The sequence below is a fragment of the Pinibacter soli genome (genome assembly GCF_029961145.1).
Taxonomy (GTDB): domain Bacteria; phylum Bacteroidota; class Bacteroidia; order Chitinophagales; family Chitinophagaceae; genus Pinibacter; species Pinibacter soli.
This window is the reverse complement of sequence record NZ_JASBRG010000007.1, coordinates 258861-281856: the sequence shown is the minus strand read 5'-3', so window position 1 is coordinate 281856 and position 22996 is coordinate 258861. Positions and strand designations below refer to the sequence as shown.

21 protein-coding genes are annotated in these 22996 nt (G+C 41.3%); 11 read left to right on the top strand and 10 right to left on the bottom strand.

From position 1 onward, the window contains the following. The first annotated feature begins 69 nt into the window (after positions 1–69). The 4 genes from QJ048_RS12165 to QJ048_RS12150 all read left to right on the top strand — a co-directional run bounded on the left by QJ048_RS12165 (position 70) and on the right by QJ048_RS12150 (position 7350). Entirely contained in the window at positions 70–1377 is a 1308-nt protein-coding gene (locus QJ048_RS12165; protein ID WP_282334629.1) for an MFS transporter, read from the top strand. Between the two features lie 178 nt (positions 1378–1555). After that, positions 1556–5065 carry a nitrate reductase gene (locus QJ048_RS12160; protein ID WP_282334628.1) on the top strand — a complete coding sequence of 1170 codons (3510 nt, stop codon included), beginning with the start codon at positions 1556–1558 and terminating at the stop codon, positions 5063–5065. A gap of 176 nt (positions 5066–5241) precedes the next feature. Next, positions 5242–6726: a rubredoxin gene (locus QJ048_RS12155; protein ID WP_282334627.1), complete on the top strand. Its 1485-nt coding sequence runs from the start codon at positions 5242–5244 to the stop codon at positions 6724–6726. A gap of 132 nt (positions 6727–6858) precedes the next feature. After that, positions 6859–7350 (top strand): hypothetical protein, encoded by a 492-nt coding sequence (locus QJ048_RS12150; RefSeq protein WP_282334626.1) that lies wholly within the window; start codon positions 6859–6861, stop codon positions 7348–7350. 257 nt (positions 7351–7607) lie between these two features. On the opposite strand, the gene QJ048_RS12145 is transcribed toward QJ048_RS12150, so the two are convergent. Beyond that, complete coding sequence (locus QJ048_RS12145) at positions 7608–7877, bottom strand: HU family DNA-binding protein (RefSeq protein WP_217789138.1); 270 nt, start codon at positions 7875–7877, stop codon at positions 7608–7610. Positions 7878–8309: 432 nt separating this feature from the next. Further along, entirely contained in the window at positions 8310–9380 is a 1071-nt protein-coding gene (locus QJ048_RS12140) for a class I fructose-bisphosphate aldolase (protein WP_282334625.1), read from the bottom strand. 157 nt (positions 9381–9537) lie between these two features. On the opposite strand from QJ048_RS12140, the gene QJ048_RS12135 reads away from it, so the two are divergent. Next, the gene (locus tag QJ048_RS12135; protein ID WP_282334624.1) at positions 9538–10848 is read left to right on the top strand and encodes an outer membrane protein assembly factor BamB family protein; all 1311 of its coding nucleotides are present in this window, start codon (positions 9538–9540) and stop codon (positions 10846–10848) included. 268 nt (positions 10849–11116) lie between these two features. Here the strand turns inward: QJ048_RS12135 and QJ048_RS12130 are convergent, their stop codons facing one another. Continuing rightward, positions 11117–12232: a BT_3928 family protein gene (locus tag QJ048_RS12130; protein ID WP_282334623.1), complete on the bottom strand. Its 1116-nt coding sequence runs from the start codon at positions 12230–12232 to the stop codon at positions 11117–11119. Positions 12233–12320: 88 nt separating this feature from the next. Then, positions 12321–12872 carry a DUF1599 domain-containing protein gene (locus QJ048_RS12125; protein WP_282334622.1) on the bottom strand — a complete coding sequence of 184 codons (552 nt, stop codon included), beginning with the start codon at positions 12870–12872 and terminating at the stop codon, positions 12321–12323. A gap of 194 nt (positions 12873–13066) precedes the next feature. Between QJ048_RS12125 and folP the strand changes: the two genes are divergently transcribed. The 3 genes from folP to QJ048_RS12110 all read left to right on the top strand — a co-directional run bounded on the left by folP (position 13067) and on the right by QJ048_RS12110 (position 15582). After that, the gene (gene folP, locus QJ048_RS12120) at positions 13067–13837 is read left to right on the top strand and encodes a dihydropteroate synthase (protein WP_282334621.1); all 771 of its coding nucleotides are present in this window, start codon (positions 13067–13069) and stop codon (positions 13835–13837) included. A gap of 295 nt (positions 13838–14132) precedes the next feature. Further along, positions 14133–14603 (top strand): Lrp/AsnC family transcriptional regulator, encoded by a 471-nt coding sequence (locus QJ048_RS12115; RefSeq protein ID WP_282334620.1) that lies wholly within the window; start codon positions 14133–14135, stop codon positions 14601–14603. Positions 14604–14610: 7 nt separating this feature from the next. Beyond that, positions 14611–15582 (top strand): EamA family transporter, encoded by a 972-nt coding sequence (locus QJ048_RS12110; protein WP_282334619.1) that lies wholly within the window; start codon positions 14611–14613, stop codon positions 15580–15582. A gap of 135 nt (positions 15583–15717) precedes the next feature. Here QJ048_RS12110 and QJ048_RS12105 read toward each other — a convergent pair whose 3' ends face one another. The 3 genes from QJ048_RS12105 to QJ048_RS12095 all read right to left on the bottom strand — a co-directional run bounded on the left by QJ048_RS12105 (position 15718) and on the right by QJ048_RS12095 (position 17761). Then, positions 15718–16263 (bottom strand): hypothetical protein, encoded by a 546-nt coding sequence (locus QJ048_RS12105; protein WP_282334618.1) that lies wholly within the window; start codon positions 16261–16263, stop codon positions 15718–15720. Positions 16264–16503: 240 nt separating this feature from the next. Beyond that, a complete protein-coding gene (locus tag QJ048_RS12100; protein WP_282334617.1) occupies positions 16504–17103 on the bottom strand; it encodes an acyloxyacyl hydrolase in 600 nt (199 codons plus the stop codon). A 10-nt stretch (positions 17104–17113) separates the two neighbouring features. Continuing rightward, positions 17114–17761 (bottom strand): DUF4136 domain-containing protein, encoded by a 648-nt coding sequence (locus tag QJ048_RS12095; RefSeq protein WP_282334616.1) that lies wholly within the window; start codon positions 17759–17761, stop codon positions 17114–17116. 254 nt (positions 17762–18015) lie between these two features. Between QJ048_RS12095 and QJ048_RS12090 the strand changes: the two genes are divergently transcribed. Next, positions 18016–18738: a hypothetical protein gene (locus tag QJ048_RS12090; RefSeq protein WP_282334615.1), complete on the top strand. Its 723-nt coding sequence runs from the start codon at positions 18016–18018 to the stop codon at positions 18736–18738. A 233-nt stretch (positions 18739–18971) separates the two neighbouring features. Here the strand turns inward: QJ048_RS12090 and QJ048_RS12085 are convergent, their stop codons facing one another. From QJ048_RS12085 to QJ048_RS12075, 3 genes are all read right to left on the bottom strand, one after another. After that, positions 18972–19490 carry a YkgJ family cysteine cluster protein gene (locus QJ048_RS12085; RefSeq protein WP_282334614.1) on the bottom strand — a complete coding sequence of 173 codons (519 nt, stop codon included), beginning with the start codon at positions 19488–19490 and terminating at the stop codon, positions 18972–18974. Positions 19491–19746: 256 nt separating this feature from the next. Beyond that, on the bottom strand, positions 19747–20022 hold the full coding sequence (locus QJ048_RS12080; protein ID WP_282334613.1) for a hypothetical protein: 276 nt from the start codon (positions 20020–20022) through the stop codon (positions 19747–19749). 184 nt (positions 20023–20206) lie between these two features. Beyond that, positions 20207–20473 carry a hypothetical protein gene (locus QJ048_RS12075; RefSeq protein ID WP_282334612.1) on the bottom strand — a complete coding sequence of 89 codons (267 nt, stop codon included), beginning with the start codon at positions 20471–20473 and terminating at the stop codon, positions 20207–20209. A 535-nt stretch (positions 20474–21008) separates the two neighbouring features. Here QJ048_RS12075 and QJ048_RS12070 point away from each other — a divergent pair. After that, a complete protein-coding gene (locus QJ048_RS12070; protein ID WP_282334611.1) occupies positions 21009–22190 on the top strand; it encodes a putative sugar nucleotidyl transferase in 1182 nt (393 codons plus the stop codon). A 10-nt stretch (positions 22191–22200) separates the two neighbouring features. Continuing rightward, complete coding sequence (gene tpiA, locus QJ048_RS12065) at positions 22201–22962, top strand: triose-phosphate isomerase (RefSeq protein ID WP_282334610.1); 762 nt, start codon at positions 22201–22203, stop codon at positions 22960–22962. Positions 22963–22996: the final 34 nt, after the last annotated feature.

Below are 22996 nucleotides of genomic sequence, written 5' to 3'. Positions count from 1 at the left end.
TCGTTTCCGATTGCCTGCCATGCACGATTGCTTCCATGTGTTTTACAAACACTTTTCAAACTACTAATTATGCAGCCCACAATTGATAACAAGCCTTTAGAGAAACTCAACATATTCAGCATTAAGTCGGTGCAAATGCGCAGCTTCCACATTACGTGGTTCACGTTCTTTGTCTGTTTTTTCGGATGGTTCGGTCTTGCGCCTTTAATGCCTACGATTCGTGAAGATCTTGGTTTGACAAAATCACAGGTTGGAAATATTATCATCGCCTCTGTTTCATCTACGATAATCGCAAGGTTGATCATTGGCAAATTGTGTGATATATGGGGACCTCGAAAAGCAGCCATCAGATTGCTTTTGGTGGGTTCATTGCCGGTGTTCCTGGTAGGACTGGCACATGACTACACTACGTTTTTATTATTTCGATTAGCCATAGGTGTTATAGGCTCTTCATTTGTGATCACTCAGTTTCACACTTCCATGATGTTTGCACCAAAAATAAAAGGAACTGCCAATGCAGTTGCCGGTGGTTGGGGCAATCTTGGTGGCGGCGTAACAAACATGGTAATGCCATTGATCTTCGCCGCCATTGTTGGTATGGGCTATACAAAAGGCGAAGCGTGGAGATATGCAATGATACTGCCAGGAGTTATGATGTTGGTCGCTGCATTTCTCTATTACAAATTCACGAAAGACACACCTAACGGCAACTTCGATGAAATAGGGTACAATGTGTCAAAAGGAAAAACAGATTATTCCGTTTTGAAAGACTGGAGAATATGGGCGTTGACTATTGCTTATGCTATGTGTTTTGGAATGGAAATTACTTTTGATAACGTGGCGTCGCTTCACTTTGTTGACACTTTCAAACTATCACAAAGTTCAGCCGGTTTTTGGGCGGGCATTTTTGGATTCATGAATCTTTTCGCGAGAGCATTGGGCGGTATCGTATCTGATAAAACCGGCGCCAAATATGGCATGCGCGGCAAAGGATTGTTGCTTGCGTTTGTATTGTTGCTGGAAGGAATTGGTTTGATATTGTTTGCACAGGCAGGTACTTTGATTGTAGCGATCGCTTCGATGCTCACATTTGCACTGTTCCTGAAAATGGCCAACGGTGCGACTTATGGCATTGTTCCTTTCATCAATGAAAAAAATGTCGGTTTGATCAGCGGCATCGTAGGTGCAGGTGGAAATCTTGGAGGAATGATGTTCGGGTTCTTATTCAAATCAAAAACGATCACTTACATAGATGCGTTCACTTACATCGGCTTTATCGTAATGGCCACATCGATTGTGATATTGTGTACAAGATTCAGGAAGAAAGAAGAAGAGGTTGAAGTAGGCAAACTTGAAGTAGCGCTGGAAACGGCGTAGAATATAGCACACAGATGACACGGATTTAACTGATTTACACGGATTTTTTTCGAGTAGTAAACTATTTATCGAAAACTTAAAATATTCGACAATTCAGTTATTCAGTCACTCAGTTATTCAATTAAAAGATCAGTGTAAATCAGTTAAATCCGTGTCATCTGTGTGCCAAAAAAATAACATGACAGAATCTATTAAAACAACTTGTTGCTACTGCGGAGTAGGTTGCGGAATTATCGTTCATAAAAACCGCGACGGAAAGCTGCATGTAGAAGGGGATAAGGACCATCCGGTGAATAAGGGCATGCTTTGTTCAAAAGGCATGAACCTGCATTACACCGTGATGGATACGTCCGACAGGTTGTTATATCCTGAAATGCGCTATAACAAAAACCTTCCAAGGCAACGTGTTTCATGGGATCAGGCATTAGAAAGAACAGCTGCAGTATTTTCTACGATCATAGAAAAATTCGGCCCGGAAGCTGTAGCATTTTATGCTTCCGGACAATGCTTAACAGAAGAGTACTATGTTGTAAATAAACTGATTAAAGGGTTTATTGGCAGCAATAACATTGACACGAATTCAAGACTTTGCATGAGTAGCGCTGTAGCTGCTTACAAAAAATCATTGGGCGAAGATTCAGTTCCTGTTTGTTATGATGATATTGAATTAACGGATTGCATTTTCGTTGCGGGTGCAAATCCTGCATGGTGCCATCCTATATTGTGGAGAAGAGTAGAAGCCGCAAAGGCTGCCAATCCTAATCTTGTCATCATTGTAAGTGATCCTCGTGTAACGCAAACATGTTCACTCGCAAATTTGCATTTGCAATTGAATCCGGGTACAGATATCGTGTTGCATCACGCCATTGGAAGAGTGTTAATCGAACAAGGTGATATCGATGCTTCGTTCGTGCACAATCACACAGAAGGTTTTGAAAAGTATGCGGCGAAAGTAATGGAGCGCAGCGTGGAAGAAGCGGCTATTATTTGCGGTGTTCCTGCAGAAGATATTCGAAAAGCAGCGGCCTACATCGGCGCATCAAAAAGCTTCATCACCATGTGGACGATGGGATTGAATCAAAGTGTGATTGGCGTTGATAAAAACTTAAGCCTTATCAACCTAAATTTAATTACCGGAAAAATAGGAAAACCAGGCAGCGGCCCGCTTTCATTGACTGGCCAGCCAAATGCGATGGGCGGTCGCGAAGTAGGCGGATTGGCCAATATTCTGCCTGCACACCGCGATCTTGCCAATCCTCTGCACAGAAAAGAAGTAGAGGAATTTTGGGGCGGTAAAAAAATATCAGACAAACGTGGATTGACTGCAACGGAAATGTTTGAAGCGTTGGAGTCAGGAAAGTTGAAAGCAATTTGGATCATGTGTACCAATCCATTGCTGAGCTTGCCTGATGTCCGCAGAGCCGAAGCTGCGTTGAAGAAAGCAAAGTTTGTAGTGGTGCAGGAAATTTCGTTCAAACCAGAAACCATTCAGTATGCGGACGTGATCTTGCCTGCTGCGGCATGGACAGAAAAAGAAGGTACGATGACGAACGCAGAGCGTCGCATCAGTTATTTATCAAAGCTTGTAATGCCGCCGGGTGAAGCGTTGCCGGATGCAGAGATCATTTGCCGCTTCGCGCAAAAAATGGGCTACCACGGTTTTGATTACAATTCATTCGAAGAAATTTACAACGAACATTGCCAGATAACAAAAGGTACGAACATTGACATCAGTGCTTTATCGTACGATATTATCAAACGCAACAGAACTGTACAATGGCCATACAACGGCGATATAGAGCTGGGAACAAAGCGTTTGTTTACAGATCATCAGTTTCACACCCCTTCAAAAAAAGCGATCATTCATGCCGTGAATGATGAAAATACTTCCGAACCTGTGAGTCCTGAACTGCCGCTGATCCTTACTACCGGCCGCATTCGCGATCAATGGCACACGATGAGCAAGACGGGAAAAGTAAACAAACTGAAACAACACATTGCAAACGCATTTTTAGAAATTCATCCTGACGATGCATTTAAGAGAAATATTTCTGAAGATGATATTGTTGAGATAACCAATCGCAACGGGAACGTAAGAGTAAAAGCGAAACTAACAACGAGTATTAAGCGTGGTGTTGTTTTCCTGCCAATGCATTGGGGTAAAATTCTCAACAATGATTTGAATCGCGCCAATAATCTCACACATAATCTGCTTGACCCTACTTCGCTGCAACCCGATTTTAAATTCTCTGCGGTGGAGGTAAAGAAATATAAGAAGCCAAAACAAAAGATCATCGTAATCGGTGCTGGTGCAGGTGCGCATGGCTTTGTGAGAAGCTATCGTGCCGTGAACAACACTGATGAAATAAAGGTTTTCAGTAAGGAAGACTTGCCGTTTTACAACCGCGTAATGTTGCCTGACTATGTAAGCGGTACACAAAAATGGAACCAATTGGTGAAGATGACAACGGAAGAAGTGATCGAACATGATATTGATTATTTTCAGGGTGTAAGCATCACTCATATTGATCGTGCCAATAAAGTAGTAACGGATAGCAATGGCAAGCTTCACTCTTATGATATTCTTTTAATGGCAACCGGAAGCCGCGCTGCCATACTGCGCGATACTCCTCCGTTGAAAGGAATTTTCACCATGCGTAGCAGGGTAGACGCGGACAATTTTAAAAAACATATTGATCCCCCAAATGGCAAAGTGATTGTTGTGGGCGGCGGCTTGCTGGGCATTGAGATGGCTGCATCGCTTACTGAGATGAACTTTGAAGTGATTCTGATGCAACGTTCATCGAAGCTTATGGACAGGCAGTTGGATGAACTCGGAAGCCGCTTGCTACAGGAAGAACTTGCGGATCGCAAGATTGATATTTTGTTCAACGATGAAATAGAAAGATTTCTTGGAAATAAAAATCTGGAAGGTGTAAAGTTAAAAAGTGGTCGTACGATCGACTGCCAGGCTGCTGTGATGAGTATTGGAACCACACCAAACATTGAACTTGCAAAAGCTTGCGAGCTAACCTGTGTGCGGGGCGTTGTGGTAAATGAGTACTTGCAAACAAACGATCCTTCCGTATATGCAATCGGCGAGATTGCAGAATTTAAAGGCGTTTTATATGGAATCACTGCCGCAGCAGAACAGCAAGCTGAAATAGTTGCGAAACATTTGAGCGGTGATATATCCAACTATTACAAAGGCTCGCTTTTTATGAATATTTTAAAGTTGCATGGTGCAGATATTTGTTCGCTTGGCATTGTCGAAACACCGAAAGATCCGGCATATGAAGAGGTCGTGTTCATTGACAAAGCAAAACGATATTACAAGAAATGTGTGATTCACAACGACAGATTGATCGGTGCAATTTTGATTGGTGATCGCTCGGAGTTTTTGGAATTTAAGGATTTGATCGCTAACAAAATTGAATTGTCCGAGAAGCGTTTGCAGTTGTTGCGTTCTGGTAAAAAGGCAGAACCGGTGTTAGGGAAATTGGTTTGCTCTTGTGGAAGCGTGGGCGAAGGAAATATTTGCAATAAAATAAAAGAAGGATTCAAAGATCTCGGAAGTCTTTGCCAGGCAACAGGTGCAGGGCAGGGCTGCGGTAGTTGCAGGCCAGAAGTGCAAGCGATTTTAGAAAGAGAAGTGAATCCAGTTTTAGAAGTGGTTGTACAAAAATAGTAAGGCACTTCGCGTCTTTTTTTAACCGCAAAGGGGGCGCAAAGGAAACGAAAGAGAAATTTGATTTGTCTTTCTTCTTCCAATTTGAAATGTGTACCTCATCATTTTGATTCCTTCGTTCTCTTTGCGCCACCTCTGTGCTCTTTGCGGTTAATGACTCACTTAAAAACTTTTTCATGAAGAAAACAGAAACAATCATTGTCAATTTTACCGGGGGAATTATTTCGCCGGGGCACTTGTTTGAAGTGCTTTCTGTGGCTGAGTTGTCGCAAGTGAAAGAAGTGAAGTTTGGTCAGCGCCAGCAATTGATAATCGACGTTCCCGTAAAGCATTATAAAACATTTGCAGACACCTGCAAAAAAAACAAGATTGCTTATTCGATGTTGAAAGATGCAACGCCAAATATTACCAGCTCTTATCCTGCGGCAGATATTTTTATAAATGACACATGGCTTTCGGAAGGTATTTACAAAGATGTTTTCAATATGCTGGATGCAACGCATAAGTTAAAAGTGAGCATCTGCGATTACAATCAAACCTTTATTCCCTTTTTTACGAGCAACATTAACTGGATCGCTACAACGCAGCGCCACTACTGGTTTCTGCACATTCGTTTTCCCAGGACAAACACTTTATTTTGCTGGCCGGAGGAAATTTACACAAACGATATCGGCGCAGTAACAAAAGCTGTAGAAAAGATATTATTGGATCCTGCATTTTCCATGATCTCTGAAACCGGTGATGGGCAAAAGCTTTTTAATATGGTTAAGAAGCAGATAAATTACATTGGACGAAACGTGCAGAAAGAGTTGCAATTGCCTTCCTTTCATTTGCCCTATTATGAAGGATTCAACAAGCAGGGAAACTATTACTGGCTAGGCATTTACAAAAGGGATGAGGAGTTTTCTGTTCCATTTTTGAAGGACCTCTGCACGATCTGTATGGAAACAAAAGTGGGACAGTTTTATACAACACCTTGGAAGTCTGTGATCATTAAAAACATTGATGCGGCACATCGTAGCTTGTGGGATTATGTGCTAGGAAAATACAGGATCAACGTGCGCCACGCGGCCAATGAATTGAACTGGATCGTTGAGGACAACAGTGAAGATGCTTTGATTTTGAAGCGTCACATAATCCGCTATTTTGATAAGGAGGATGTGAGGACCTATGGTTTGTGTTTTAGCATCAAAGTAAAAACGAGGACCGGTTTGTTTGGTTCTGTCGTGATCAGAAAATGTGACATCAAAAATATAAGTCGTTTAAAGTCTTTGGAGCGTTATGATATTTTATACACGAAAGATTTTAATCCTAACTCCGGCGAGTTGGTGCTGTTCCGCGAGAATGTAGAGAAAGATCATCTTGGTGTTTATCTTGTTTCACTGAGTAAGCTGTATTACGAGAAAACCAGTGCCGTGAATGTTTTACAGAGTCATCAGTCTGCACTGATTTTGCAACCTGCAATGCCGGTTGAACAGAAAGCGCATCAATGCGGTAAATGCTTGACCATATACGATCCTGAAACTGGCGACGAAATGCAGGGAGTACCGGCTGGCACTTCGTTTGCCGATCTTCCCGATACTTATTGCTGTTCGTTGTGCGAAGAGCCTTTGAGTGGCTTTAATGAGCTTACGTTACCGTTGAGGCACACTGAACGTTGAACCTATTTTTCACCACTAAGGACCTAAGAGATGCCTAAATTCAAAATACTCCTTAGTGAGGCTTAGCGTCCTTAGTACCTTAGTGGTAAGGATTCGTGTCTAACACAGAAAATCATTACAAAATGAAAACCCATGACACTCTACATGATACACTTTAATGTTATTATGAAGTATTCTTTAGCTGTGGCGCTTCTTTGCAGCGCTTTACTGTTTTACTGCAAGCCGCCAACTAACAAACCAACCGAACAAAAATCACTAGATGGTACGTGGCAATTGGTCTCTGCTTTATCCATCACAAAACAAGACACTGTCGTTACATTTCCCATAAAAAATCAGCAGGTGGTCAAGATATTCAACCAAAGTCATTTTGCATTTTTCAAACATGACCATTCCCGTGGAAAAGATTCAACCGCTGTATTCGGTGCTGGCAGTGGCTCCTACAAACTTGAAGGCGAAAATTATTCAGAACATCTTGAGTACTGCAATGCCAGGGGCTGCGAAAACAACGACTTTCATTTCACACTCTCTATAAACAACGATACCCTTATCCAGCGCGGCATTGAGAAGATTGATTCACTGGGGGTGGATAGGGTGATTGAGGAAATATACAGGAGAATTAATTAGGAATTAGAAATTGCGTCAGATCAACGTTTGTCATCCCGAGGAACGAGGGATCTGGGCCTAACACTGACGAACACTATGGTAAACAATCACACAGATCCCTCCTTCGTCGGGATGACAAGCAGTCTTTCTTTCCTGGACATAGCAATCAAGTAATTGAAAAGTTGCTTAACTAAACGACATTGAATTTCTGATTCCTCGATTGGGGGCAAAAAATAAAGGAGACCTTTTGGGCCTCCTTTATTTTCAAGCAACTTAATTTATATTTTCTCAGACAACTCTTTACCAGCTTTAAATTTCGCTACTTTCTTTGCTTTGATCTTAATTGTAGCCCCCGTTTGAGGGTTTCTACCAGTGCGTGCTGCACGTTTAGAAACAGAGAAAGTACCAAAACCTACAAGGGTAACTTTGTCACCTTTTTTCAAAGTTTTAGTAACTGCATCAGTAAAAGAATCGATTACTGCACCTGCTTCTTTTTTGCTAATACCTGCGTCTGACGCTAGTTTGTCGATCAAATCAGCTTTGTTCATTGTTTGAGATTTTAATGGTTAAAAGACAAATATAGGAGAGTCCTGCATGTTTTGCACAAATGGCACTCCCTTTTTCATCAAGAGTTACAAGATTATAATTTTTTTGATGAAAATCAAGCACAATAACGGTTATATGGAAAAATTGTGCAATAAATGGAAACCATTAGGGCAATAATTGAATAACTGAATGACTGAATAACTGAGCCTCCTTCGCGAAAACCGCATCGTCATTGCTAGACCTGCGGAGGATGAACATTTGGATGATAAACTAAAACAGGCCGAGCAGGTTGCGGTCGAAGCAATCTCCCGCGGAACAGCCGGATTGCTTCGACCACTTGTTAAGTTTGCAATATTGTTTTTGTATTTCGAATGTTCTTCCTCCGCAGGTCTCGCAATGACGATGCCGCACTCTTCAGTTATTCAGTTATTCAGTTACGCAATGGTAACAGTCTTATCCAAATACACGTCCTGTATGGCATTTAGCATTTCTACTCCTTCATTGAATGGCCGTTGAAATGCTTTTCTGCCGGATATCAAACCGGTGCCCCCTGCACGTTTATTGATGATCGCTGTAAGCACTGCCTGCTTTTTATCGCTTGCTCCGGAAGATGCACCGCCGGAGTTGATCAGGCCAGCACGTCCGTTATAACAGTTGATCACCTGGTAACGGCAAAGGTCGATCGGATTATCGGAAGTTAATTCAGTATAAATGCGTTCGTCCAATTTACCGTATGAGCTGTTGCCTGTGTTCAATACCTTATAACCGCCATTGTTTTCCGGTAATTTTTGTTTGATGATATCAGCCTGGATAGTGGTTCCAATATGATTCGCCTGGCCCGTTAAATCTGCCGATACGTGATAATCCACACCGTCTTTTTTAAAAGCATTGTTACGCAAATAGCACCAGAGAATGGTTGCCATTCCGAGTTCATGCGCTTGTTCAAAAACTTTTGCAACTTCCACAATTTCGCGAGTCGCATCATCAGAGCCGAAGTAAACCGTTGCTCCAACGGCTGCTGCGCCAAGGTTCCACGCATCTTTCACTGAACCGAACATGATCTGCTCGGCTTTGTTGGGATAACTCAGCAATTCATTATGATTGAGCTTTACAATAAACGGAATTTTGTGGGCGTATTTTCTGGACACAATACCGAGCGCTCCAATGGTTGTTGCAACTGCATTGCAGCCACCTTCAATCGCCAATTTTACAATGTTCTCAGGATCAAAATACATTGGATTGGCGGCAAATGATGCGCCAGCACTGTGTTCTATGCCCTGGTCAACCGGAAGTATAGAAACATAGCCGGTGTTTGCCAAACGGCCATGGCCGTACATCGACTGGAGATTGCGCAACACCTGCGGATTGCGATTCGATATAGAAAATACATTATCTACAAAATCCGGCGAGGGGAGATGCAATTGTTCCTTTGGAATTGTTTTGCATACATGGGACAGTAAACTTTCATTTTCTTTTCCGATCAATGATAAAAGATTTTCGCTCATAGAAACTCGTTTTATACGTTAACAATGGTTAATCTATTTGGTTTAGCGAAAAGAGGGAAGTGGGACGGTCTTGTTGCAGCGGCGCACTAAAGTAGTTATATTGTTTATTTTTTACTAGTTCGACCAATTTTTTAAAGAAATATTATTGATGAAAAAAATGCTTCCTCTACTCCTAATCATAATTTTTGTACATTTTTTTACATCAGCAATCGCTGCCAATACAATCCGCTTCCCAAAGCCGGAAAATCGCGACACTGTGCAGGTGTTCAAAGCCATCAAATGGCAGTTTCAAACAAGAGGTAAAATATTTTCAACGCCTGCGATTGCAAATGGCATCGTTTATATTGGAAGTGAAGATAGTAGCCTCTACGCTATTGATCAGAGCAGCGGCAAACTGAAGTGGAAATTCAACGCTAAAGGTAAGATCAACTCTTCTGCCACTGTGTTTAACAATACCGTATTCTTCGGCAGTTATGATGGTTACTATTACGCCTTGAATGCTGAGAATGGCCGCGCAGCCTGGAAGTTTCAAACGGGCGGAGAAAAACACATTGGTGCAAAAGGGTTATGGACAATGAAGCCTAACAGCTTGTATATGGACGATCCTTTCGATTTTTTTCTTTCATCGCCGGCAATTGACAGTGTAAACGGAAATGTTTGTTTTGGTAGTAGTGACGGCAATGTGTATGCGCTGAGTGCAAGGAAAGGAACAATGAGTTGGAAACAAACTACACAGGGACCAATACATGCCACTCCGCTATTGCACAACGGCGTTATTTACATCGGCAGTTGGGATTTTAACCTGTATGCAATTAATGCAAACAATGGTTCTGTAAAATGGAAATTCAAAACGAATGAACAACCAACCTATCATATACTGGAAGGCATCCAAGCCGCACCAGTTGCGGATGACAGTCTGATCTACTTTGGCGCAAGAGATGCCTTCTTTTACGCTTTAAATGCAAATACAGGCACATTGGTATGGAAGTTCAATGCGGGAGGTTCATGGGTAGTTGCGTCTGCTAATTTGAAAGATAACGCTGTTTTTTTCTCCACCTCTGATTCGTACAGTTTTATTGCCGTCAATAAACAAACAGGAAAAGAACTGTACCGCATTAAAGCAAACGGCTATATTTATAACAAGTCTGCTATTGCTAACAAAATCGCATATTTCGGCGATTTTACGGGGCAGTTATTTGCCATCGATATTGCAAGTGGAAAACAGTTGGATGTCTTTGCGTTCGATACCAGGAAAACCAATGCACAAAAAGTTTTAAAAAACAACAATCTCGATTTCTCCTATGCAGCAGAAGGGAAAGATCTGATGTACTATCAAACCAGCGTTGAAGCCATGAATAGATTGTACACGCTCGGTTCCATCGTTTCTTCGTCTGTTATTGTAAACAATGTACTTTACGTGGGAAGTGCGGATGGGAATTTGTACGCGGTGGAACTGGGAACTGAATGACTGAATGACTGAATGACTGAATAACTGAGTGAAAACCGCACCGTCATTGCGAGGCCGGCGGAGAAAGAATACTCGAATACAAAAAACAAAATTGAATACTCAAGGACGGGCGAAGTAATCTCATTAATAGATGACCGAGATTGCTTCGCCACGTTTGTTTTAAAGCATGTTTGCAGATGACAGTCAAACACTCAAATTACCCAGTGGCTCGCAATGACGATGCAATTTTCGCGAGAACGTTCAGTTATTCAGTTACTCAGTCATTCAGTCACTTAGGCATGCCCTCCACAGCCTTTCCGAGCTTCGCGTAACTGTATTTGTTTACAATTGTTCCGTTGTTGATTGAATACAATACTGCATTTGTGCGGCACGCGGTTTTAACTGCTACAGCATCGCATTTGAGTAAAGGCACATCCTGCATAGGTTTGCCTACTAACGCTTTGATGTTTTCTTCCGGCAGTGCGGAGACAAAAAAGAATGGAATATTTTTATGCTGCGCCAATTTGTAAATTTCAAAAAGCTGAGCTTTCCAGTTGGCGGCATTGTCTTCATCGTGAATAAAGAACAGGTACATATTTCCCTGGCTATGCAGCAACTCCTGTGTGGTGTCATTTCCCGAAGGTGTGATCAGTACAAAGTCTTTAATGGCCGGTGCTGCGTTTCCTTTACGAACAACTTTGTCATAACGTTTTACGAAATGATATAATGAGTCATCGAAATCAGCAGGGAATGAATCTGCAGTAAATTCAATGTCTTTACCTGCTTTATTGTAGACAAAAGAAATCACAGTGCTATCAGGAATTGCTCCTGCAGGAATTTTCATTTTCTCCGAGATATTATAACCAACACGGTAAGGCAAACAATCTTTCACCGGAAGATAAGTCAACACATACCACTGGAATATAAAGCTTGCTCCAAGTGACAACAGCAATAAAGCGATACTTACTTTGCGGCTAAATATTGGTTTGATCTTTTTGTAATTGAAAAATATCAGCAGGATCAACACCAGCAGGAACAAATCCTTCATGAAAGATTGTTGTGCTGTTAACGGAATACAATCGCCGAAACATCCACAGGTTTGTATTTTTCCTGAGAATAAAGCGTAGCCTGTGAGGAATGTAAAAAAGATGATCAGCAGCAGCAACAGCCAGCTAAAGAGTTTCATCTGCCAACCCAGTAAAATAGCAACGCCTGCCACTATTTCGAAAACGATCATTAATACAGACAATGTAAGTGTGAAATTGTTTAAACCGTTCCATCCCCAGACCTCAAAAAACTCCTGCATTTTGTAACTGAGCCCGAGTGGATCGTTTGCCTTTACGAGTCCCGAAAAGATGAACAGGACCCCTACGATGATTCTTGCGATGTTGATTAATGTTTTCATGTTAATTAGGAACTAGGAATTAGAAGTTAGGAATTAGAAATGCACAATCACCCCAATTTTCAAATTCTCATATTTTCAAATTTTCAAATTATTTACCGTGTTTGCCTTCGCCGATCAGTATCAGCGCAAAAGCTGCGTAATTGATGATGTCGAAATAATTCGCATCAATGCCTTCGCTGATAAGGGTTTTGCCTTCGTTCAGCAAGATTTGTTTGATGCGTAAGAGCTTGGTCAGGATAAGGTCGGTGAAGCTTTCCTGGCTCATATCGCGCCATGCTTCGCCGTAATCGTGATTTTTATTTTGCATAAGCGATTTTGCCGCTTCGATTTTTTCGCCATATAATTTCTCTACGACATCGACAGATATTTCGTCAATTTCATCATTTTTTTTATCCAGTTGAATAAGGCCAATGATGCCATAGTTTAGTATACCTATGAACTCAGACTGGATATTATCGTCTATCTTTTGTTGTTTGTTTTCCTGGATGGTGCGAATGCGTTTCGCTTTGATGAAGATCTGATCAACGATGGAAATGGTGCGCAGCACTCGCCATGAAGTGCCATAGTCCTTTGTCTTTTTAATAAATATTTCCTTGCAACTGTTAACTGCCTGATCGTACTGCTGAATAGTATTTGCCATGAACGGTAATGATAAATAGTGAATCTTTGGTAAGCAATCGTGAATGGTGAATAGCGAAACGTGAATGATGCCTTCCCGGCGAATTCACGTTTAACGATTGACGTTTCACGATCTTCCCTTATTTTGCCAAAAATAATACAATGTACACACTCAATTGCAAAGGCCGGATTTTAGAAATAAATAAGCCTTTGGTAATGGGCATAATTAATATAACACCGGATTCATTTTTTACAGGTAGCCGCCAGCAACAGCTTGACGGAATGTTGCGCCAGGCAGAAAAGATGTTGCGTGAAGGTGCCGCCATTCTTGATATTGGCGGCCAAAGCACTCGTCCGGGAAGTGAGTTGATTTCGGCAGAGGAAGAATTGCAAAGGGTGGTGGCGCCGGTAAAAACGGTTCATGAGCATTTCCCCGAAGCCTTCATTTCTGTGGATACTTTTTATAGTAAAGTGGCAAAAGAAACGGTAGAAAACGGCGCCTGCATCATCAATGATGTCAGTGGCGGTACGCTTGATCAAGACATGCTGGCTACTGTTGGCAAATTAAATGTTCCGTACATCTGCATGCACATGAGGGGCACGCCGCAAAACATGCACGAGTTTGCGCATTATGAAAACGTCACGAGGGAAGTGCTTGACTTTTTTATAGAAAGAATTGACCTCTGCAAAAAGCACGGCATTAATGATATCATTGTTGATCCGGGCCTGGGCTTCGCCAAAACATTTGCGCACAATTTCGAAATCCTGAAAAATCTTTCGCTTCTAAAAATACTTGAAAAGCCTTTACTGATCGGGCTTTCAAGAAAAGGCATGATATACCGGACGCTTGGTACAACTGCTGACGACGCATTGAATGGAACGACAGTTTTAAACACGGTGAGCCTAATGAATGGTGCGAGTATTTTGCGTGTACATGATGTGCGTGAAGCTGTGGAAGCGGTGAAGTTGGTGCGGATGGTGGGGTAGAGACAAGGCATTGCCTTGTCTACGCTGGCAGCGTAATTGTGCAATTCTACGAATGCGAAATGCGCAATTTCGCCGAATTTTATTCGGCCACAAGAATAAAATTCCCAAATGCTTGTCTTATCTGCATTTCAGCCAAGCAGCGTTTTAAATTTTAACAGAAAATCCAGCACTTTAAGCCCACCGGCCTCCGACAACTGGTGCCTGGCAACCTACATTTTCAGAATTATATTCGTTTTTATAAATTTTTCTTGAATTTAATTCTAAATGATTTTAGATTTACAGAAAATTAATCGAAATGGAAATCACTTTAGACAAGATCGATCTGCAGATCCTGAATATTATTCAGGCGAATGCTAAGATCTCCAATGCGGATCTTGCTAAAGAAGTGAAGATGGCGCCTTCTGCCGTTTTGGAAAGAGTTCGCAAGCTGGAGCAAAAGGAAGTAATAAAAGGGTACACAACCCAAATTGATCCTTTGGCCGTAAAGCAAACGATGCTCGCATTTATTTTCATTCGTACCTCCGTTGGGTTTGCATGCAGTACCAACGCTGCAACTTTGCTCGCTGCGCTTCCGGAAGTGCAGGAAGTACATCACATTGCAGGTGAAGATTGTTTTTTAATTAAGGTAAGAACCGCTGACTCCTCGTCGCTTATGCGCCTCATGCGTGATGAATTGCGAAAGATACCTGAAGTCTCCTCTACGAAAACAACGATTGTACTTGAAACAGTGAAAGAGCAGCAACAGATTATCATCCCTGAAAAGTAACAACATTATGAACATCGAACAATCTAAAAAAGTGTCACCACTAATGGTGATCCTTGCCTTCGCGACTGTATACATTGTCTGGGGATCAACTTATTTCTTTATACAAAAGGCAGTAGCGGAATTTCCTCCCTTTATTATGGGAGCATTAAGATTTTTAATTGCCGGATCTATATTGCTGATCTGGTGCATTATAAAAGGTGAAAAGATCTGGAACCCAATGCTCATCAAGCATGCGGCAATCAGTGGTCTTTTATTATTGTTGATAGGAAACGGCGCGGTGATCTGGGCAGAACAAACATTGCCAAGTTCGCTGGTGGCGGTACTTGTATCATCAGTGCCCATTTGGTTTGTGTTGCTAGACAGAGCACATTGGACAGAGAACTTCAAGAGTCGCGAAACACTGACGGGTTTGTTTATTGGTTTTGCCGGTGTGATCTTATTATTTGTTCAGCGCATTGCAGAATCAATGTCATCTGCCAATACAGGTGCCCAGGTTTTGGGACTGCTCATCTTAATTGTAGGATCAATGAGTTGGGCGGCTGGTTCATTGTATTCTAAAGCGAAAAGTTCAGGTTATCCTGCCACTGTAAACACCGCATGGCAGATGTTTGCCGCAGGCATTGCGTTTTTACCCTTTGCATTTTTATCAGGTGAAACAAAGAGTTTTTCATTCGCCACAGTAAGTACAGGTGCATGGTTTTCGATAGGTTATCTTATCGTGTTAGGGTCATTGATCGCCTATAGCGCATATGTATGGTTGTTGCAGGTTCGTTCGGCTACGCAGGTGAGCACTTATGGTTATGTAAACCCTGTAGTAGCAGTGTTGCTCGGCGTATTCTTCAACAACGAACCAATGAGCTGGATTCAAATTCTTGGTCTTGCGATCATTTTAACCAGTGTGCTATTAATCAACATAGCCAAGGCGAGGAAGGAGAGGAAGGTGGCTGTTAAGAGAAGAATGGAAATGGCCGTGGAATAATTAATAATTAATAATTAACAATTAATAGGTGTAGCTGTTGGATAAAACGCGATCACACTTTTTGTTTAACATACAATATGGCCGCATCTCGAATGAATGCGGCCATATTAATTACTAATTATTAATTATTAATTACTATTTAACTTTCACTATCGTGCCGTCCGGCGCAACAATCACTTTTTTCTTGTTTGTACCGTTAGTGGCAGTTACTTCGTAGTATTCTTTGTGACTGCCGTAGTTGCTGGTTTTGTAATAAGTTTTATCTACCAAAGTATATCCTTTCCCTTCACCGGCTTTTTTTAGAGAAGCTTTTACGGCTTCGGGAAGTTCAGCGTCTTTTTGTTCAAGTCTAGATATCAGTAAATGTCCATTGGCATCATACAGCCCGTAGTATTGCATATCATCCCGTTTGAAACTGATAGTGTAGTGGTCAATAGTTTCACCGGTCTGCAAATTGTCGTCATGCGTAATGTTCCATTTTTTTACATTGTTGGGATTTGCTTTGAAATATTGAACAGACTTTGCATCAGGGAATCTTTTGTGCAGGCTGTCCACAACTTTTTTAGGTGCCATTTGCTCCGAAACCGGAGTAGCGCCTGAACCTTTGATCACTACATCATCCTGAGCAAAAATGCTGAGCGAAGAAACTGAGGCAATAAGAATCAATAGAGACTTTTTCATAAAACAATAATTAAGATTTAATAATGGTTATAGACAAAAATGTACCAGTGGTTTACACCGGTACATGTGCATGCAAGTCCTTGGAATTTGAAAATTTGAAAATTTGCTAATTTGAAAATGCTTTAGGTGCGGCTTACTGGTAGTTTTAAAGCAGTCTGCTCCTCAAGAAAGAATGAAATTAATTGGAGAGATGAACACAATGCATTTTCAAATTAGCATATTCTCAAATTTTCAAATCATCTAATGTCCCCATCCGCAGATGCCAAGCTTTAATCCAAAAAAGGTAGTCGCGGTCATGGCCTGCGCAGCGGGCAAAGTGTTATAGGTAGCAGCTATATAAAATCCATGGTTTTCGTCTTTGTTGAATCGCAAGCCAAGATCTGCATGGGCTGCAAACTGCGCTCCGTCTGCCTGTATGATGTATAGACCATTGTCAGAGCGTTGATCCTGGTAGGCGCCGCCAACACCGATTCTTGCGTAAGGCACCATATGTTCTTTGGGTTTCTTGAAGTCGTATTGCACCAAAGCCACCAGTTGATAAATGTTGGTATAGTTACTTCGGTTACCTGTTATAGCCGCGTTTTCTTTGTCTGTAGGATATGTTCCATGTCCTTTTTTATCCTGGAAATAGAACCATGTGAATGCTCCGCCAAGTGATAGTTGAGGATTTTTGAGTCTGTGAAGATAGGCTCCGGAAAATCCTACCCAACCTGTTTTACTCACGAAATCTTTAAAGCTGCCTGTGGGAAACGATACCTGGTAGCTGAACTCTGCTACTTGCTGTGCGTTTACTGCCGTATAAAAAGCTAGTGCCGCTATAATGGTTAAAAGGTATTTCATGATGTCGTGTTTAATTGTTTAAATAAGGTGACTGTTTAAACATTTGAGCAATGTTTGTCTGGATTCTTGAATTGATATTGGCGGTGCCTCCTTCAAGCAATCCGTTGAGAACGCCTAACCAAACAACAGGTAGCTGGTTTGGTTTGGGTTGTTTTGGATTTGTCATATTTACGACTAGTGTTCCTGTATTGTATGTAGCACAAACTACATCTGAAGGGTACCACCAACCCCAACCTCCACCCCACGCAGGAGGATAATATCCCCAGCCAGGCCACCAGCCCCAATAGCACCACCAGCAATAAGCCTGGCACACGCCTTGTTTTTGATGTGTTACAGAAGGGAGCACCACCACGTCACCTGCTGTACTGGTAACTCGTGTCCATCCCAACGCATCGAGTTGTTTCTTTAACTCTGCAAGAATAGTCTTGTCATAAGTGTGGTCAGGTTTGTCACCCGGATTAACAATATGCTCAACAGAATCAGGCAACATATAGGTTGTCACTTTAGAAAAATCGTAGGAATTGTCTGGTTGTGTGTACACCAGATCGTAGTCTTCGATGTAATCAGGTGCTGACGGATAACAACTCCATAAGGTAAGACTCGAAGCGAGAATTAGTACGGCTGCAATAGCCTTGGGATAAGCTTTTTTGATTCGCATACTTAATTAGTGTTTTAATGTCAAAAATGAGGGTGGCGGATGGGTATGAAGGAACTCAATAGGTATTTGGTTAGTGAATATCTCTCATTACCATTGCTGGTACTTACCTTATAACCATATACTTAAACAATTGTTCACGAATGAAAGGTGGATTTAACGGTAAAATGAGTTTAAGAAATTCTAATCATTTTCAACATTTTAAACTCCCGGCTGTTAAGGACTATAAATCAGCATTTATTATCAAAATCATCTTTATGAAACAGATAGCAACCTTACTCCTCGCTTGTTCATTAAGTTTTGCTCATGCGCAGACTCCTCCGCCTACACAGCCCACGCAGCCTCCGCCGCCTACTCAAACTCCGGCTCCTGTGCAATATTATGCACCGGCACCGGAGCCACGTCATACGCCCCCGGCAGCCGTACCTAAAATATCCTTGAATGTGCTTGGTGGTTATGTATTTGGTGATAATGTTTCTACCGATCAATATTATGGACATGTAAACGGGGGCTTCCAGTGGCAGGCAGGGTTTGAATTTGGCTTAAAGAAAATGTATGGCCTTGAGTTGTATTATGTAAGACAAGACACTCACATCGATGCTGAGAATTATGCTCATCCACCACAAAAAACATTCAATGCGGGCATTAACTATATATTACTTGGGGGTAAGAGATATTCTTATATCAAAAGTGAGACGCTGATGGCCTGGTATGGTGTAAGCCTTGGTGCAGCTTTTGGAAATAATGAAGATGGTGATGGTTCTTATTCAAAATTTGCCTGGGGACTACGGGTTGGTCTGAAGGCAAAACCAAACAAAGAATCTAAAATAGGATTTCTCTTCCAGGCGCAATTGCTTTCTGCTGTGCAAGCCGCAGGTGGGGGCATCTACTTTGGTACAGGTGTGGGAGCAGGCGTATCAACCTATTCAACCATCTATCAGTTTGGTTTGAGTGGTGGTATATCGATCGCATTGAAATAATTGAATTATTGAATCATTGACGGAAGCTCGCGTCGTCATTGCGAGCCCCGGCGAAATGCTCAGCTTGCATTTATAAGCAATGGTACTTCTTCAAGGTGCGGGGCGAAGCAATCTCAAATGGTGCAACAGGAGATTGCTTCGCCCCGTTTGTTGACTTTCAATTTCTCTTGCGTAATCCTGTTATTCGTTCTCGGCAGGGTCTCGCAATGACGGTGCAGACTCTTTTCAGTTATTCAGTCATTACTAAATCCTGTTCTCTTCTTCAACTGCTCCATCACATTGTAAATAATCGGACAAGTGCCATAGTGCATGAACATGGAAAATAATCTTCTTGTAAAGTTGTCCTGGTGAAGGTGAGGGAAGTCCCTGCATCCCTGGAATCGATGCTCGTAAATAGTGCATTTATTATCGCTAAGGAAATGACAAGGGATCGTGTTGATCACATATTCGTTGCCTAATCCCTGTTCAAGATATTTCTCTTTAATTGAATCTGCTGGCTGCTGGAGTGCTGCAGAAAGATTTTGCAATTCTGTTTCTGTTACATTTATCATTAAAGATTTACAACAATTACCGCAAGTCGTGCAGTCTATCGCCGGACTTATTTCATCATTCAATTCATGAACGATCGTGTCGATCTGCTTGCCATCCTCTGCATTTTTAAGGAATGAAGTGAATGCGTCATTTTCAGATTCTTTCGCCGCCGCTTCTGCCGCAATAAAGGATAGGGAAGTATGAATTGTGTAGTTTGCCAAACGTTGGTATTAAGCGGCAAAGCTACGCTTTATAAATTTTACCACAGAGTGAGGGAGTTTTTTACACAGAGGAAAGGAAAGTTGTTTAGAGGCCAGAATGAGCACACTTTTGCAAACGGTCGCGGGTTAAAATCGCTTTATCATTACGCGGCCGCTACATACTTTAAAGCCCCTCTTTTTCTCTGTGTAAAAAAACTCCTTGACTCTGTGGTAAAAAAAATCCCGCCGATCGGCGGGACTTCAAATGTTGTATTACTTATTCTTCGGAGTAAATGTCGTCGTCAAATTCTGCTTCCAGATCATCATCATAAATACTTTCAAACTCACTGATTTTCTCATCATCCACTTCTTCTATGATTTCAGCAATTACATCTGATTTCATTTTCCAGAAATCTTCCGGTTCAGGCGTAAAGCTTCTTAGAAGCACACATTTTTCTGTTTCAAAAATAGCGCATACCAGCTCTATTTCATCTGCCTGTGAATCCTTGATAAGGTAGTAGGTGTCAAGCGTAAGATCAGCGTATGTTGCCATAAAATGTTTTCAATAAAGTTATGATCATTTTTTATACGCGGAAATAATTAACAATTAATAATTAATAATTAACAATGCTGTCATTCTAACAAGATGTAACGCCGCCTTTAATCAAACACTCACCAAGCCGCAACTAGAAAAGTATGTTACCCCTATTAATTCTTAATTATTAATTATTAATTTCCTAATCCTCATCTTCCTCGTAATTAAAAGCATCCTGGTTAAAATAAGTCTTTTCCCAGGCCTTCACTTTATCATCACTCAACAACTCGATAATGTCAAAAATAGGTGCATCTTTTTTCTTCCATTCCATCACTTCCGTTTCATCATAACGTGAAATGAAATGGCAATGGTCAGACTCAAGATTTATTTTGATGAGTTTTAATGCCTCCAATTCTTTCTCCTGAATAATGTAATAACACCCTGGTTCTAATAACGAATACGAATACATACGCACTAGTTTTTCAACGTTTTATAATAGTTAAAAAAATACAAGCAAGCTCTAAAATGCCGAATTTAAATGGGAGAATTGATGGATAGTTAGTAGTAAAACCACAAACAAAAGGAAAACCTATAAACTGTGGTTGAAAATCAAATATACAACTATTGATCTTTTGAAAAAATCGTCTACATGATTTTGGTCATTATTTTTACATAAACAAAATTTATTATTAATAATCAATAATTTACATATTTACAAATAGTGTTATTATCTAAAAAAAAGGCTCATTCTTTGAATCAAAAATAATGGTACAAAGGGCCTGTTTTTAGGAGAAAAACCCCTAAAGCAAGGAATAACTGAATAACTGAATAACTGATTAACTGAATAACTGAAGTGGTGAACTATTGAATAATTGAATTATTGAGGAAAATCAGCATTGAAAGTTCAGTTATTCAGTTAATCAGTTATTCAGTTATTGATTCTTCAATAAATCAATGATTCACTTATTCTTTTCGCCTATTTTTGAAACTACTTAAGCAACCCAATGGAGAAAATAATTTTCACAGAAGAGTTTTGCCAACCACAAAAATTGTTTCCATTTACACTAACCCGGCATGTGCAAGACATTCGTGTGGGAATTCTCACCATTCGCCAGAAATGGGAAGCTTATCTCGGGCTTCCATCCTTTAATAAATGGCTGGATAATTATAAGGACAATGGTCTTTCCGTTAAAACAAACGAATTGTCTCCGGGCGACTATCTATTGATCCACAGCAATGTGTTGCCTTCGGCTGCGATTATTTCGCAGATAAAAAAACTTGATGCAGGAGAGTTATTGCTGTGTGCTGTAAACGGACCTGTTGCATTAAAATTCTCTAACAGAGATGCCAGCGCCAACGATATTAAAGTGAGCAAAACCACTTTGCTCGAAGAAGATGCGAAAACCATCGCTCAGTCGTGGCATATTTTTCAGCTGAATGACTGGGCCGTTCGCGAGGATTTTCATTTGCTTACCAACGGTAGAACATCTGAACCTATTTCCTCTACTAATAAAACAACCGCTCCGGAAAACATATTTATCGAGCAGGGCGCAAATGTGGAGCATTGCATTTTGAATGCATCCACCGGACCGATCTATATTGGTAAAAATGCTGAGATCATGGAAGGCTCTGTCATTCGCGGGCCACTGGCGATGTGCGAAGGAGCTGTTTTAAAGCTGGGGACAAAAGTATATGGCGCCACGACGCTTGGTCCATATAGCGTTGGTGGAGGTGAGATCAAGAACAGCGTTTTCTTTGGCTACTCAAACAAGGGGCATGATGGTTATCTCGGCGATTCAGTGATAGGTGAGTGGTGCAACATGGGAGCGGGAACTTCTAATTCCAACGTTAAAAACAATGCCGGTGCGGTAAAGGTCTACAGCGATCTTGAAAAAAACAGTTACGAAACGGCGGGCATAAAATGTGGTGTACTGATGGGTGATTATTCGCGTTGCGCCATCAATACTTCGTTCAATACGGGCACTGTCGTAGGCGTATCCGCGAATATTTTTGGCAGCGGATTGACGCCCAAATATGTTCCATCTTTTTCATGGGGATCGGAAGGCATAAAAACCTATAACTTTGACGCCGCTTTGCAGCATATAGAAAACTGGAAGCAACTGAAACATCAGACATTGACGGCGGAGGAAAAAAGCATTTTGAAATATTTATACGAAAATCAATAATTCCATTTTTATGAGACAACAAATTGCAGCTGCTAACTGGAAAATGAATTTAACCTGGGAACAGGGCCAACAATTACTGAATGGTATTTTGGGTGCCAATGTTACTCCAAAACAAAACCAGGCCGTTATCATCGCTGTTCCATTTCCATACCTTACCGCTGCAAAAGAAATAGTAGAAAAGAAAGCCGGTTACTTTGTTGCCGCGCAAAATTGCTATTATAAAAAATCAGGCGCCTTTACCGGAGAAGTTTCTGCTGAAATGTTGAAATCTATCGGCGTAAAATATGTAGTCATCGGTCACAGCGAGCGTCGTGAATATTTTAACGAAACAAACCAGCAGCTTGCTGACAAACTAAATCTGTTGCTTGAGAATGGCATCGTTCCAATTTTCTGCTGCGGCGAGCCTTTGGCTGTGCGTGAGGCAAACGAACAAAACAGCTATGTAGAGCAACAACTGGTTGAGTCTCTTTTCCACTTAACTCCCGAGCAAATTTCAGGCATCGTGATTGCTTACGAACCAATCTGGGCGATCGGTACCGGTAAAACTGCAACGGCTGATCAGGCGCAGGAAATTCAGGCTTATTTGCGTTCAGTGCTTGCCGGCAAATACGGTAAAGAAGTAGCGGCAAAAATCCCTGTATTGTACGGTGGTAGCGTAAAAGCTGCTAACGCAAAAGAAATCTTTGCAAATGAAGATGTTGATGGCGGCCTTGTAGGCGGCGCTTCTTTGCAAGCTGATGAATTTGTGAAAATTATTGAAGGACTGAAATAAGTGGTGAGTTTTAAGTTATGAGTTATGAGTAGTA